The organism is Microbacterium profundi (assembly GCF_000763375.1).
Lineage (GTDB): Bacteria > Actinomycetota > Actinomycetes > Actinomycetales > Microbacteriaceae > Microbacterium > Microbacterium profundi.
In genome coordinates this window covers 450,627-464,274 of sequence record NZ_JPSY01000001.1, presented here as the reverse complement: position 1 = coordinate 464,274, position 13,648 = coordinate 450,627, and the positions used below count along the sequence as shown (strand labels likewise).

Below are 13,648 nucleotides of genomic sequence, written 5' to 3'. Positions count from 1 at the left end.
GGCGATGCTGCGCAGCACCGTCGCGGTCGCGGCTGTGGCGGCATCCGTTCTGCTCACCGGAGCCACGACCACACCGACGCCGACGCCAGGACCCGTCCCCGACGACCCGACCGATCCGGTGCGCGCATCGGAGTACTGGCTCGACGGTGCCGGCATCCGCGACGCATGGAAGACCACGCGCGGTGAAGGCGTGACGATCGCGATCATCGACACCGGCATCGGCAAGGTGCCGTCGGTGTTCGGCGACGCCGTCGTCGACGGCACCGATGTCTCGGGCAGCGGCACGCCAGACGGACGCACGCCCGTCGGAGCCGTCGACGGCGACCACGGCTCGTGGGTGGCGTCGCTTGCCGCCGGTCGGGGCAAGGCCGACGGCACGGGCATGATCGGCGTGGCGCCAGAGGCGAAGCTGCTGTCGGTCTCGGTCGGCTTCGGCGCCGCCGCAGCCGTGCCGTTCGTCGAGCAGGTCGCCGACGGCGTCCGCTGGGCCGTCGATCAGGGCGCCGACATCATCAACATGTCGTTCACGACGAACACGCTCGACTGGGACAAGAGCTGGGATGACGCGTTCCTGTACGCGTACGAGCACGATGTCGTCGTCGTCGTCGCGGCGGGCAACCGGGGCAGCGGCACCGACGTCATCGGCGCACCGGCGACGATCCCCGGCGTGCTCACCGTCGGAGGCGTCGACCAGACCGGCACGGCGAGCGTGGAAGCATCCACGCAGGGGATCACGATCGGCATCTCGGCGCCGAGTGAAGGATTGCTCGGGGTCTCGGCGGATGGCGAACTGAGCCTGTGGCGCGGTACCAGCGGTGCATCGCCCATCGTGGCGGGCGTGGCGGCACTGATCCGGTCCGCCTTCCCGGATATGGATGCCGCGAACGTGATCAATCGCATCATCAAGACCGCGCTTCCCGTCCCTGGAGTGAGCGATCTGCCCGATCCGCTCTACGGATACGGCCTTCTGAACGCATCAGCGGCGGTGACGGCATCCGTTCCGACCGTCGATGCGAATCCGATGGGCGATCTCGCGGAGTGGGTGCGCCTGTACCGTCGTGCGGAGGCTGAGCCCGCACCGGAGCCCGAAGTCACGCCTGTACAGGTCGACCCGCTGCCCGCGGCAGATCCGCCGTCCGAGCCCGGCTCTCCGCTGCTTCCGAGCGCGGAATCACTGCGCTTCGGCACGCTTCCGCTCATCGCACTCACTGTGCCTGGTATTCTTATCGCGCTAGGCGTCACCGCTGCTGCCCGGCGCATCCGATCGGCGCGCAAGCAAAGCACGCCAGCACCCTGACTAGGAGTTGTCCCTCTGTGCCTGAGAACAGCACTGTGCCCAAGATTCTGATCGTCGGCGGCGGCTACGCGGGCTTCTACACGGCCTGGAAGCTCGAGAAGCACCTTCGAAAGCACGAGGCCGACGTGACCATGGTCGACCCGCTGCCGTACATGACGTACCAGCCGTTCCTCCCTGAGGTCGCGGCCGGTTCGATCGAGGCACGGCACGTTGTCGTCGCGCATCGTCGCCACCTGAAGCGCACGAATGTCGTCACGGCGAAGGTGACCGGCATCAATCACGCGAACAAGGTCGCCACCATCACGCCTCCGGTTGGGGAGCCGTACGAGCTCGAGTACGACCAGATCGTCGTCACCGCCGGCGCAGTCTCGCGCACGTTCCCGATCCCCGGCATCGCCGACAATGCGATCGGGCTCAAGACGATCGAAGAGGCCGTCGCCGTACGCGACAAGCTGATGTCGAACTTCGACAAGGCCGCTTCGCTGCCGGCCGGCCCCGAGCGCGACCGCCTGCTGACCACTGTCGTCGTCGGCGGCGGCTTCGCCGGCATCGAGGTGTTCGCCGAGCTGCGCTCACTGGCATCGTCGCTGCTGTCGAAGTACCCGCCGCTGCGTTTCGAGGACACCCACTTCCACCTCATCGAGGCGATGGGCCGCATCATGCCCGAGGTCTCGCTGAAGACGAGCGAATGGGTTCTGAAGGATCTCGCCAAGCGCGGGGCCAACGTGCACCTCGACACGCAGGTGCAGGGCGCCATCGACGGCAACGTCGCGATCTCCACCGGTGAGGTCATCCCCACCGACCTCATCGTCTGGACCGCGGGTGTCATGGCGAACCCCACCGTCGTGCGCGGCGGCGATCTGCCGGTCGAGGAGCGCGGTCGCATCCAGACCCGCGCCGACCTGCGCGTCGGCACGGCAGAGGAGTTCGTCGAAGGTGCGTGGGCCGCCGGTGATGTCTCGGCCGTCCCCGACCTCTCCGGTGGTGGCGTCGGCGGCTACTGCGTGCCGAACGCCCAGCACGCGGTGCGTCAGGCGAAGCTGCTCGCGAAGAACCTGGTGGCAGTGATCCGTGGCGAGGGCACCAAGGACTACTTCCACAAGAACCTCGGCGCCGTCGCAGGGCTCGGCCTCTACAACGGCGTCTTCCAGTCCGGAGATCTTGCACTCAAGGGCTTCGTCGCGTGGATCGCACACCGTGGCTACCACGGGCTCGCGATGCCGACGTGGGAGCGCAAGTGGCGCGTGCTCTGGGACTGGTGGAACAACCTGTGGCTCGGTCGCGACATCGTGAACCTGCAGGCCATTCAGAACCCTCGTTACGTCTTCGAGGAGTTTGCCGCTCGTCCGCGTCCCGCAGCGGATGCTGCCGCTGCAGCGCCTGCGAAGCCCGCTGCTGCGAAGCCCGCTGCTGCGAAGCCCGCAGCTGCGAAGCCCGCTGCTGCGAAGCCCGCTGCGACCAAGGCGTCGGCGAAGTAACAGTCGACTCCCGCTTCATCACCGGCCCATGCCGCGCATCACGCCGCGGCATGGGCCGGTCGCGTTCCATCCAGGATGCGGCGACCGTGCACGCGCGGTGTCGCGACCTGAGCTGCTGAGAGTGCCCCCACTGGGACTCGAACCCAGACTGAAGCGATTTTAAGTCGCCTGCCTCTGCCATTGGGCTATGGGGGCGTGCATTCACAGCCTAGCTTCGCGGTGGTCGGCGAGCCGACGTCGTAGGGTGGGGGAGTGCTCGACCTCACCGCTGACCTGAGCCGTACAGCCGCCCCCTCACGCGACTGGGACAACCCGGCGCTCTGGTGGCCGCGTTTGTCGGATGCCACCTCGCACCTCGCGGCGCCCGTCGCCGTGATCGATGTCGATGCGCTGCGTCACAACGCGATGGATCTGCTGGTGCGCGCCGGCGGCATCCCGATCCGTGTCGCCTCGAAATCGGTGCGCGTGCGGGCCGTGCTCGATGCCGTGCTGCGCATTCCCGGCTACAGCGGCATCCTCTCCTTCTCGCTCGCCGAAGCGCTCTGGCTCGCCGAGACGCACGACGACATCGTGCTCGGCTATCCGACCGTCGACCGGGCAGGCCTCGAGCGGCTGGTGCACGACGAGGTCGCCGCATCCCGCATCACCCTGATGGTCGACGACATCGCTCATCTCGACCTGATCGACGCCGTCGCGCCGCACGATCGGCGCGAGACGATCAGGGTGGCCATCGATGCCGACGCGTCATGGCGCTCTGCAGCACTCGGGCACATCGGCGTGCGCCGTTCGCCGCTGTTCACGGCCGCCGACGTCGCCGGATTCGCGCGTACGATCACGCGCCGACCCGGGTTCCGGCTGGTCGGGCTGCAGATGTACGAGGCGCAGATCGCGGGTCAGGGCGACAACGGCTCGGACGCGCCGGTGATCCGCATGGTGCAGGCGCGGTCGCGGGCCGAGCTGCGCGGGCGCCGCGCCGAGATCGCGGATGCTCTCACCGATGTCGCGCCGCTGGAGTTCCTCAACGGCGGAGGCACCGGGTCGCTGGAGTTCACCGGCAGTGACGAGTCCGTCACCGAGGCATCGGCGGGCAGTGGCCTGCTCGGTGGGCACCTGTTCGACGGCTACCGTTCCTTCCGCCCCGCACCTGCCAGCGCGTTCGCCTTCGATGTCGTGCGACGGCCGGCGGATGACATCGCCACGGTGCTCGGTGGGGGATGGATCGCGTCGGGTCCAGCACTCGGCTCGCGTCAGCCCCGTGCGGTATGGCCACAAGGGCTGCGAACGATGCCGCGCGAAGCCGCCGGTGAGGTGCAGACGCCGTTGCACGGCGACGCGGCGCGGACACTCGACATCGGCGACCGGGTGTGGTTCCGCCATGCGAAGAGCGGCGAGCCCGCCGAGCGCATCGACGCGTATCACCTGGTCGCCGGCACCGAGGTGATCGACGAGCTGCCCACGTATCGCGGCGAGGGCAAGGCGTTCCTGTGACGCGTCCCGGCGGCACGTGGCAGAACTGGGCGCGCTCGGCGAGCGTGAGGCCGACCAGCGTCGAGCGACCGCGCACGCCGGAGGGCGTGCAGCGCGCCGTGCAGGCGGCTGCCGCCCACAACCTTCAGATCAAGGCCGTCGGCGCCGGTCACAGCTTCACCGGCATCGCGGTGGCTCCCGGGGTTCTTCTCGAACTCGATGACATGCAGGGGCTGGTGTCGGTCGATCCAGACCGCGCACGAGTGACATTCCTCGCAGGTACCCGGCTGCACCGCATCCCCCGTCTGCTCGCTCCCCACGGACTCGTCATGGAGAACCTCGGCGACATCGACCGCCAATCGATCTCCGGTGCGATCTCCTCCGGCACCCACGGGACGGGTGCGCGTTTCGGCGGACTCGCGGCGCAGGTCGTCGGCGTGACCCTGATCACCGCGCAGGGAGAATTCCTCCGGGTGAGCGACACCGAGAACACCGAGATGCTGCCGGCCGTCGCGCTGGGGCTCGGCGCACTCGGCATCCTCGTCGACGTCACGCTGCAGTGCGTCCCCGCCTTCGTCATGCACGCCATCGACGCGCCGCTGCCGCTCGATGACGTGCTGGATACGCTCGACGAGCGGGTCTCAGCGTCGGACCATTTCGAGTTCTACTGGTTCCCGCACACCGACGTGGCACTCACGAAGAGGCAGACCAGGCTGCCGGAGTCGACTCCCCGCAAGCCGCTGCCGACTGTCGGCAGGTGGATCGACGAGACCCTGCTCTCCAACGGCGTGTACCGGATGGTGTGCGCCGCAGGACAGGTGCTTCCGGCCATCACGCCGCCGTTCAATCGCCTCGCCGTGAAGCTCACCGGAGACCGCGAGTACACCGACCTGTCGCATCGGGTGCTCACACAGCGCCGCAACGTACGGTTCCGGGAGATGGAGTACGCACTCCCGGCGGCGAACGTCCTACCGGCCGTCCAGGCGATTCGAGCGCTCATCACCGCGCGGGGCTGGAAGATCGAGTTCCCGGTCGAGGTGCGCTTCGCTGCGGCGGATGACCGCTGGCTCTCCACGGCGTACGACCGTGCCAGCGGGTACATCGCCGTGCATCGATACTGGCGCGCCGATCCGACGGCCTACTTCGAGGCCGTCGAACGCATCTGCCTCGAACACGGGGGACGCCCGCACTGGGGCAAGCTCCACACTCTGAACGCACAGCAGCTGCGGGAGCGCTATCCGCGGTTCGACGACTTCCGAGCGGTGCGCGACCGGCTGGATCCCGACCGCCGGTTCGCGAATCGTCATCTTGACCGAGTGCTCGGAGAGTGACGGGTCGCCCAGTTCACGCGCAGGCGCCGTGGTTAGTATGAGTAAAACTCATGAAGGGGGTCATGTGCCATGGAATGGCTCATTCCAGTTCTGATCGTCGTCGCTGTGGTGGTGCTCATCGGCATCTACTTCTGGGCGACCTACAACTCCCTCGTGCAATTGAACGTTCGCGTCGACGAGGCGTGGAGCGGCATCACCGTGCAGCTCAAGAGACGCGCCGACCTGATTCCCAATCTCATCGAGACGGTCAAGGGCTACGCGTCGCATGAGAAGGCCGTGTTCGAGAACGTCACCCGCGCCCGTGCTGAGACGCTTTCCGCGACGAGCCCCGGTGAGGCCGGAATCGCCGAGGGCCACCTGCAGCAGGCGTTGAAGAGCCTGTTCGCGGTCGCTGAGGCGTACCCGCAGCTGCAGGCGAGCCAGAACTTCCTTCAGGTGCAGCATGCCCTCGTCGACACCGAGGACAAGATCCAGGCGGCCCGCCGCTTCTACAACGGTGGTGTGCGCGAGCTGAACACGAAGATCAAGGTCTTCCCGAACAACCTGTTCGCCCGCGGACTCGGCTTCACGGAGCGGGAGTTCTTCGAGGTCGCCGACAACGCGGCGATCTCAGAGCCGCCACGCGTGCAGTTCTGACTCACCAGACCGGCAACACGAGGTCGTCTTCGTCGACGATCACGTCACCGCGGACGACGGGTGCCTCTGCGACCGGGAAGCACATCGCAAGATGTGCGCCGCCTCACGCCGACTCCTGACGTGCATGCACGTGGCGCAGCACGCCTCCGCGCTCGACATGCAGGGCGCCCGCCACGGCATCCGCGGCGTCTCCCCAGCCCGAGACCGAGACGTTCTCCAATCCCTGCCAGGTCGCGGCGAGTGCGAGTTCGCGCGCGATCGCCTCTGCGTCTTCTGCGCGCGACTGCGGTTCCCACCACGCGGACTGCACCTGAAGCGTCGATGTCGCCCTGTCGGCCTTCAGATCGACGCGCGCGACGATGCGATCTCCGACCAGCACGGGCAGCGAGTAGTAGCCGTAGCGCCGTTTGTGCGCCGGGACGTATATCTCGATGCGGTAGTCGAGGTCGAACGCGCGAAGCGCGCGCTCCCGGAACCACACCACTGGGTCGAACGGGGTGAGGATCGCAGCGGTGTCGATCCGGCGGGGGAGCACCGCATCACGATGCAGCCAGGCGGGCACCGGGCGGCCGCCGCGCTCCCAGCCGCGCACCTCTACTGGCTGCAGATCTCCGTCGTCGACCAGATCTTCGATCGCCTGTCGGATGCTCGCGCGATCGCGGATGCGGTAGTAGTCGGCGAGGTCGGATTCGGTCGCGACGCCGGAGGAGCGGGCGGCGCGGCGGACGAGCTCGCGGATGGCGTGCTCACGCGGTACGACCCGCTCGCGGACTTCGGCGGGGATCACCTGCTCCTCCAGCGCATAGTGCCTCTCGAACCCACGACGACCGCTGATGGCGACATCGCCGGTGCGCCAGAGATGCTCGAGGGCGAGCTTCACGTCGTCCCAATCCCACCAGGTGCCGCGCTCGCGCGGCGCATCGGCCCGAAGCTGTGCCGGGCGCAGGGGGCCCCGGGTGCGCAGTTCGTCCTTCACCCATGTGATCGTGCGGCTGTTCTGGCTCAGCCACGACTGCGGATCGGACTCCCAGCGCTTGCGGAACGCCTCCATGCGGAAGCGCCACAGCGACCAGTCCTCGACCGGCACGAACGTGGCCTCGTGCGCGAGGTATTCCACGTAGTGCGTGGTGCGCGAGAGGAACACTCGATCCAGCAGCGCCGGATCGTAGGAGCCCAGCCGGGAGAAGAGCGGCAGATAGTGACTGCGCGCGAAGACGTTCACGGAATCGATCTGCAGCACACCCAGGCGCTGCATCGCGCCGTGCACGTGGCGGGCGGAGACGGTGGCCGTCGGGCGACGTCGGGTGAACCCCTGGGCGGCCAGGGCCGTGCGGCGAGCCTGCGCGGCACTGAGGGTCTCGGTCACGTCGTCAGCGTATCGTCCGCCTCCGACATGGTCGTCGGAGCGCGCGTCGCAGAATCCCTCCGACACCGGAACTAGACTTACGACATGACGGATGAGCAGCGCCCCCGCAAGCGCGATCGTCTGTGGGGTCGCATGCCGACCGATCGCACGGTCACGACCGAGGCCGACAACGCAGTGCCGCTGTCATTGCGTGTCGCAGCCGGCTACGCCTGGCGCATGCTGCTGATCGCCGCGGCCGCCGGCGTCATCATCTGGATCGTGATCCAGCTGAAGCTCCTCGTCATCCCGCTGCTGATCGGCATCCTCATCACGGCTCTGCTCTGGCCGGTGTTCGAATGGATGCTGCGCAAGCGCTTCCCGCGGTGGCTCGCGATCCTGATCGCCCTCGTCGGCACGCTCGCGATCGTCTCGGGCCTGCTCTGGCTCGTCGGATGGCAGGTCGCGCGCGAGTGGCCATCGGTGCAGAAGAGCACGATGCAGGCGCTCGACGAGTTCCAGCAGTACCTGATGGACGGCCCGCTGCACCTGTCCGCAGGGCAGATCCAGGACTACATCGATCAGGGCTTCGCGCTGATCCAGGAACAGGCGCAACTGCTGTGGTCCGGTGCCCTCGCCATCGGTTCGACGGCCGGCCACGTCGTGGTCGGCATGCTCCTGACGGTCTTCATCCTGATCTGCCTGCTCGCCGACGGCGGCGGCATCTGGCGCTGGACGACGATGCTCTTCCCTCGCGATGCGCGACCCGCCGTCGACGCCGCGGCGCGCAACGGCTGGCGAACGGTCGTCAGTTTCGCGAAGACCCAGTTGCTGGTCGCGACGATCGACTCGATCGGCATCGGCATCGGCGCCTTCCTGCTCGGTGTCCCGCTCGCGATCCCGGTCGCCGTGCTCGTCTTCCTCGGTGCGTTCATTCCGATCGTCGGTGCGGTCGCCACCGGTGCCGTGGCGGTGTTCCTCGCGCTTGTGTACAACGATCCGCTGAACGCGTTCTGGATGCTGGTCGTCGTGATCGGTGTCCAGCAGGTCGAGGGCCACATCCTGCAGCCGATCCTGATGGGATCCGCGGTCAAGGTGCATCCGCTCGCCGTCGTTCTGGTGGTCGCCGGTGGGTCGATGATCGCCGGCATTCCCGGTGCACTGTTCGCAGTGCCGCTGGCAGCCTTCGTGAACGTCGTCGCGGTGACGCTCAGCAGCGGCTCGTGGAAGACCGGCGGCAGGCCCACTGGTGACCTGATCTGGAGTACAGTGCCGCTCGAGCGGCGTCGGAGGAATACATGAGTGCAGTCCCCAGTCTGGGCGAGTTCGAGGAAGCCGCACGGGGGCTGGAGCGAGTGATCTCGCACACGCCGACCCTGCCGTCCAGGGCGCTGTCCGACATCCTCGGTGAGTCCGTCGTGCTGAAGATGGAGAACCTGCAGCGCACCGGTTCGTTCAAGATCCGTGGTGCCGCGTACCGTCTGTCGAAGCTCACGGCCGAAGAGCGCGCGCGCGGTGTGGTGGCGGCATCCGCGGGCAACCACGCGCAGGGCGTCGCGCTCGCCGCGCAGGCGCTCGGCATCCCCGCGACGATCTTCATGCCACTCGGCGTGCCTGTGCCCAAGCTGCTCGCCACCCGGGGGTATGGAGCCGAGGTCGTGCTGGAAGGCGAGACCGTCGCGACGTCGCTGCGGCTCGCGGCGGAGTTCGCGGAGCGTACAGGGGCGGTGATGATCCACCCCTTCGATCACCGCGACGTGGTGATCGGTCAGGGAACCCTCGGGCTCGAACTGATCGCGGATGCTCCTGATGTCGACACGATCCTCGTCGGCATCGGCGGCGGAGGACTCATCGCCGGTGTGGCCGCCGCCGCGAAGGCTGCGGCAGCACGGGCCGGACGCACCGTGCGGGTGATCGGAGTGCAGGCCGAGAACGCCGCCGCTATGCCGCTTTCGCTGGCCGAGGGCCATCCTGTCGAGATCGAGACGCATCCGACCATCGCAGACGGCATCCTCGTCGCGAAGCCCGGGGCCGTGCCCTTCGAGATCATCAAGGACCTGGTCGACGAGGTCGTCACCGTCACGGACGACGACATCGCTCGTGCGATCCTCATCCTGCTCGAGCAGGCGAAGGTCGTCGTCGAGCCCGCGGGCGCCGTCGGCGTGGCCGCCATCCTCGCAGGCAAGGTGTCCGGCACCGGCAAGACCATGGCCGTGCTCTCCGGTGGCAACATCGACCCGCTGCTGCTCCAGCGCGTCGTGTCGCACGGGCTCGCGGCATCCGGTCGCTATCTGACCATCCGCATCCCGCTGCCCGACCGCCCCGGTCAGCTCGCCAGGGTCTCCGAGCTCGTCTCGCAGGCCGGCGCGAATGTCATGGAGGTCATGCACACCAGGCACGGCCAGGGACTGCAGATCAGCGAAGTCATCCTGCAGATGAGCATCGAGACCAGGGGAGCGGAGCACACCGAGCTCACACTCGACACGCTCCGCCAGGCCGGCTACGACCCGATGGTCGTTCCCGACTGATCGCGGAACGGAAGAACCGCGCCGAGACAGCAGCATCGCTGCACTGTCCCGGCGCGGTTCTGCGTCTGTGGGTCGGACTCAGCCGGCGTAGGTCTCGACGTTCGTGACCTCGACCGAGATCGATTTGCCGTTCGGCGCTTCGTACGAGGTCTTCTCCCCGACCTTCAGGCCGAGGATGGCCTGGCCGAGCGGGCTCGCCTCGCTGTAGACGTCGACGTCGCTCCCGGATGCCGCGATCTCGCGGCTGCCGAGCAGGAAGACCTCTTCGCCGCCGGCGACGAGTGCCGTGACGACGGTGCCGGGCTCGACGATGCCGCGGCTGACCACGGCCTCGCCGACCTTCGCGGTCTTCAGGAGCTGTTCGAGCGTGCGGATGCGCGCCTCCTGCTTGCCCTGCTCGTCCTTCGCGGCGTGATATCCGCCGTTCTCCTTGAGGTCGCCTTCTTCGCGGGCGGCTTCGATGCGCTTCGCGATCTCGTCGCGACCCGTCGTGGACAGGGCCTCGAGCTCAGCGACGAGCCGGTCATATGCCTCTTGAGTGAGGAAGGGTACCTGAGCGTCTGTGGACACAGCGTGCTCCTTTGTCGAACGCCCTTCAGGGCGGTGTTGTCGAACGCCCGTCAGGGCGGTGGGGATATGCCAGACGCCCCGGCAAGTGGCCAGGGCGTCGGTCGTATCAGGGGAGTCTATAAGGGCCAGCAGGAGTTCACCAAACCTGTCGTGGCTTGTGCGACGGTCGGTACGGTCGCCGTCAATTGCTGCATGGGAGTGTCTGCGGCGGGAATCTGGACGATCTTCCAGCCGACGACGCCGAACTCCTCATCGAGCGCCTCGACCGCGCAGGCCATATCCCGACCCTGAGGGGTGGTGACCTGGAAGCGCACCGTGACAGTGCGCTCATCGACGAGTTCGAAGCTCAAGTCGTCGGCGTCGACCGTGTCGATCGACTGCGAGACTGTCACCCATGAGGCGATGATGATCACCACCACGGCGACCGCACCGCCGATGATCCACGAAGCGCGCGAGCGGCGTCGGCGGCCATATCGTTCATCGAGCTCGAGGGCAGTCGTCACTGGTAGGTGCTTTCGATAGTTAGGCTTGTGGTTCCAGGTTATGCGACCTGCGAAGGAAAGGCGTACACATGCTCGTGCAGTTCGGAACTGAGACCCCGATTCCGACGCCGACGATGACCGTCGACCCGAACGCCGTCACACCGGGCCCCGCCGGATTCCTCGTGACCGTGATCGTCGTGATCGCCGTGGTGCTGCTCATCTGGGACATGAACCGTCGCGTGCGCCGTGTGCGCTATCGAGAAGAGGTGCGCGAGGAGCTCGATGCGGAAGAGGCCGCAGGCCGGGAAGCGCGGACCCCGGATGCCGGCACCGCCGCCCCTGCGCACGAGAACGGCGACGAAGCATCCGAGAAGGACGATCCACGGCGCTGAGCTCGCCGAACATCACACTCCCACGCGCTCGAAAGCGTCAAGGCTGATGCCCTGTTCGAGGATGTGCCTGGACCACTCCCGCGCGCTGTGCAGGCTGTGATCCCGGTAGTTGCCGCAGCTGATCGCGTCGACGCCGGGGACGTCGTCCCAGGTGATGTCCTCGGCGATCGCGGTGAGCCCCACGCGGACGGCCGCCACGACCGCCGCGACGCTCGGCTCGCCCCAGGTGATCAGGTGGAAGCCCGTGCGGCATCCGAACGGGGAGATGTCGATGACGCCCTCGAGGTGGTCGCGCAGCAGGCCGGCGAGGACGTGCTCGATGGTGTGCAGCCCTCCCGGACAGCGGTGTGATCGAGGGTGAAGCTCTCGACATCGGCCATGGGGATCTCCTTCGTCGTTCAGGGTGCGTTCTACTACTATCAGCCCGGCAGGCCGAGGGACGGCGCGTACGGCGCCATCGAGATCAGCAGGCACGCGGTCCAGTGGCACAGGAACGCGAGCACGGTGCACAGGTGGAAGATCTCGTGGAATCCGAAGTGGCCCGGCCAAGGGTTCGGCTTCTTCAACGCGTAGACGATCGCGCCGCCGGTGTAGAGCAGCCCTCCCACGCAGACCAGCACCATCATCGCGACATTCGCGTTCAGCAGGTCGACCATGTACATGACAGCGGCCCAGCCGAGCACGAGGTAGAGGGCGACGTACAGCCAGCGCGGTGCGTTGATCCAGAACACCCGGAACAGGATCCCGAGGACCGCGCCGCTCCAGACCAGGATGAGCAGCAGCGTGCCCTTCTCCGGCACGAGCGCGTTGACCGCGAGCGGCGTGTAGGTGCCCGCGATCAGCAGCAGGATGTTGGCATGATCGATGCGCTTGAGTATCAGTTTGGTCCTGGGGCCCCAATTGATGCGGTGATACAGGGCGGAGTTGCCGAACAGCAGCAGCGAGCTCGCCATGAAGACGGCGGCGGCCCACTTCGCAGGCGCGCCTTCGGACAGCACGATCAGCACGATGCCCGCGGCGATCGCCACCGGGAACGTCGCGGCGTGCAGCCATCCGCGCCAGGTCGGCTTGATCTCGACATCCGCGTCCGCCTTCGCAGCGTCGAGCAGCGGAAGCTCTGGAACCGGTATCGCGTCGGCGTCTGAAGTGCTCACGTGCTCACTCTAAGCCGCGGTCCATGCCGTCAGATGTACATGCGATCGTCGCGGCCGCACAGGGCATCGTTGCCTCGACGCGATAACGTAGGCAGGTGAATGCACGCACGAGCGAGGGCCGGGGGCCGCTGTACCGGCTGTACGGCAAGAGGCTCCGGCGACAGCTGGATCCGGCATCCGTCCCGCATCACGTCGCGATGATGATCGACGGCAACCGTCGTTGGGCGCGTCAACTGGGTCTCGATTCTCCCGCCGACGGCCATCGCGCCGGCGCGGCCAAGATGCGGGAGTTCCTCGGCTGGTGCGACGACATCGGAGTTCGCGTCGTCTCGCTGTATCTGCTCTCCAGCGACAACCTGCGAAAGCGCGACTCCAAGGAGATCGCCGATCTCATCGAGATCATCGCCGAGCTCGCGGAGTCGCTCGCTCAGAACGGCGACTGGCGGGTCAAGCACGTCGGCCGCTCCGACATCCTTCCCGACGAACTGGCACGCGTGCTGCGCGACGCGGAGGAGCGCACCACCGGGCATTCGGGTCTGCACGTGAACCTCGCAGTGGGCTACGGCGGGCGCAACGAGATCGTCGACGCCGTGCGCTCGATCATCGCCGAGCACGACGCGTCAGGCGGAACCATGGAGGATCTCGCAGCACACCTCACGCCCGAGATGATCGGCGAGCACCTCTACACCGGCGGCCAGCCCGATCCGGATCTCGTCATCCGCACGAGCGGCGAGCAGCGACTCAGCGACTTCCTGCTCTGGCAGAGCGCGCACAGCGAGTTCTACTTCGTGGAAGCACTGGGACCGGACCTGCGCCAGGTCGACTTCCTGCGGGCTATCCGCGACTACGTCGACCGGGATCGGCGCTTCGGACGCTGAGCGTCGCGCTCGCTGAGCTTGTCTCGCTCGCTGAGCTTGTCTCGCTCGCTGAGCTTGTCTCGCTCGCTGAGCTTGTCTCGCTCGCTGAGCCGT

Annotated in this window: 14 protein-coding genes and 1 tRNA gene; 9 read left to right on the top strand and 6 right to left on the bottom strand. The window is 67.4% G+C overall.

The window, feature by feature from the left end; translation table 11 throughout:
- Nucleotides 1-4 precede the first annotated feature (4 nt).
- Together JF52_RS0102215 and JF52_RS0102210 are read left to right on the top strand one after the other, a co-directional pair.
- Complete coding sequence (locus tag JF52_RS0102215; protein ID WP_235272309.1) at nucleotides 5-1,297, top strand: S8 family serine peptidase; 1,293 nt, start codon at nucleotides 5-7, stop codon at nucleotides 1,295-1,297.
- 35 nt (nucleotides 1,298-1,332) lie between these two features.
- Nucleotides 1,333-2,775: an NAD(P)/FAD-dependent oxidoreductase gene (locus tag JF52_RS0102210; RefSeq protein WP_033106199.1), complete on the top strand. Its 1,443-nt coding sequence runs from the start codon at nucleotides 1,333-1,335 to the stop codon at nucleotides 2,773-2,775.
- Nucleotides 2,776-2,897: 122 nt separating this feature from the next.
- Here JF52_RS0102210 and JF52_RS0102205 read toward each other — a convergent pair.
- Nucleotides 2,898-2,970 (bottom strand) — tRNA-Leu (locus tag JF52_RS0102205).
- Nucleotides 2,971-3,027: 57 nt separating this feature from the next.
- Here JF52_RS0102205 and JF52_RS0102200 point away from each other — a divergent pair.
- The 3 genes from JF52_RS0102200 (at nucleotide 3,028) to JF52_RS0102190 (ending at nucleotide 6,209) form a co-directional block, all read left to right on the top strand.
- The gene (locus tag JF52_RS0102200) at nucleotides 3,028-4,263 is read left to right on the top strand and encodes an alanine racemase (RefSeq protein WP_033104862.1); all 1,236 of its coding nucleotides are present in this window, start codon (nucleotides 3,028-3,030) and stop codon (nucleotides 4,261-4,263) included.
- Nucleotides 4,260-5,573, top strand: a complete 1,314-nt coding sequence (locus tag JF52_RS0102195; protein ID WP_033104861.1) for a D-arabinono-1,4-lactone oxidase — start codon at nucleotides 4,260-4,262, stop codon at nucleotides 5,571-5,573. The genes JF52_RS0102200 and JF52_RS0102195 overlap by 4 nt, the downstream gene beginning before the upstream one ends.
- 69 nt (nucleotides 5,574-5,642) lie before the next feature.
- Complete coding sequence (locus JF52_RS0102190) at nucleotides 5,643-6,209, top strand: LemA family protein (RefSeq protein ID WP_033104860.1); 567 nt, start codon at nucleotides 5,643-5,645, stop codon at nucleotides 6,207-6,209.
- Nucleotides 6,210-6,312: 103 nt separating this feature from the next.
- Here JF52_RS0102190 and JF52_RS0102185 read toward each other — a convergent pair whose 3' ends face one another.
- Complete coding sequence (locus JF52_RS0102185) at nucleotides 6,313-7,575, bottom strand: winged helix-turn-helix domain-containing protein (RefSeq protein WP_033106198.1); 1,263 nt, start codon at nucleotides 7,573-7,575, stop codon at nucleotides 6,313-6,315.
- Between the two features lie 84 nt (nucleotides 7,576-7,659).
- Between JF52_RS0102185 and JF52_RS0102180 the strand changes: the two genes are divergently transcribed.
- Nucleotides 7,660-8,853 carry an AI-2E family transporter gene (locus tag JF52_RS0102180; RefSeq protein ID WP_052166688.1) on the top strand — a complete coding sequence of 398 codons (1,194 nt, stop codon included), beginning with the start codon at nucleotides 7,660-7,662 and terminating at the stop codon, nucleotides 8,851-8,853.
- A complete protein-coding gene (gene ilvA / locus JF52_RS0102175; protein ID WP_033104859.1) occupies nucleotides 8,850-10,079 on the top strand; it encodes a threonine ammonia-lyase in 1,230 nt (409 codons plus the stop codon). The genes JF52_RS0102180 and ilvA overlap by 4 nt, the downstream gene beginning before the upstream one ends.
- A 78-nt stretch (nucleotides 10,080-10,157) precedes the next feature.
- On the opposite strand, the gene greA is transcribed toward ilvA, so the two are convergent.
- Both greA and JF52_RS0102165 read right to left on the bottom strand, forming a co-directional pair.
- Nucleotides 10,158-10,649 (bottom strand): transcription elongation factor GreA, encoded by a 492-nt coding sequence (gene greA, locus JF52_RS0102170; RefSeq protein ID WP_033104858.1) that lies wholly within the window; start codon nucleotides 10,647-10,649, stop codon nucleotides 10,158-10,160.
- Between the two features lie 116 nt (nucleotides 10,650-10,765).
- Nucleotides 10,766-11,152, bottom strand: coding sequence for a DUF4307 domain-containing protein (locus JF52_RS0102165; protein ID WP_033104857.1), 387 nt, complete (start codon nucleotides 11,150-11,152; stop codon nucleotides 10,766-10,768).
- A gap of 68 nt (nucleotides 11,153-11,220) precedes the next feature.
- On the opposite strand from JF52_RS0102165, the gene JF52_RS0102160 reads away from it, so the two are divergent.
- Complete coding sequence (locus JF52_RS0102160) at nucleotides 11,221-11,523, top strand: hypothetical protein (RefSeq protein WP_033104856.1); 303 nt, start codon at nucleotides 11,221-11,223, stop codon at nucleotides 11,521-11,523.
- Nucleotides 11,524-11,535: 12 nt separating this feature from the next.
- On the opposite strand, the gene JF52_RS0102155 is transcribed toward JF52_RS0102160, so the two are convergent.
- Complete coding sequence (locus JF52_RS0102155) at nucleotides 11,536-11,997, bottom strand: S-ribosylhomocysteine lyase (RefSeq protein WP_234000529.1); 462 nt, start codon at nucleotides 11,995-11,997, stop codon at nucleotides 11,536-11,538.
- Nucleotides 11,943-12,677 carry a PAQR family membrane homeostasis protein TrhA gene (gene trhA, locus JF52_RS0102150; protein WP_200880932.1) on the bottom strand — a complete coding sequence of 245 codons (735 nt, stop codon included), beginning with the start codon at nucleotides 12,675-12,677 and terminating at the stop codon, nucleotides 11,943-11,945. The genes JF52_RS0102155 and trhA overlap by 55 nt, the downstream gene beginning before the upstream one ends.
- Nucleotides 12,678-12,772: 95 nt before the next feature.
- On the opposite strand from trhA, the gene JF52_RS0102145 reads away from it, so the two are divergent.
- Nucleotides 12,773-13,555 carry an isoprenyl transferase gene (locus JF52_RS0102145; RefSeq protein ID WP_033104855.1) on the top strand — a complete coding sequence of 261 codons (783 nt, stop codon included), beginning with the start codon at nucleotides 12,773-12,775 and terminating at the stop codon, nucleotides 13,553-13,555.
- Nucleotides 13,556-13,648 lie beyond the last annotated feature (93 nt).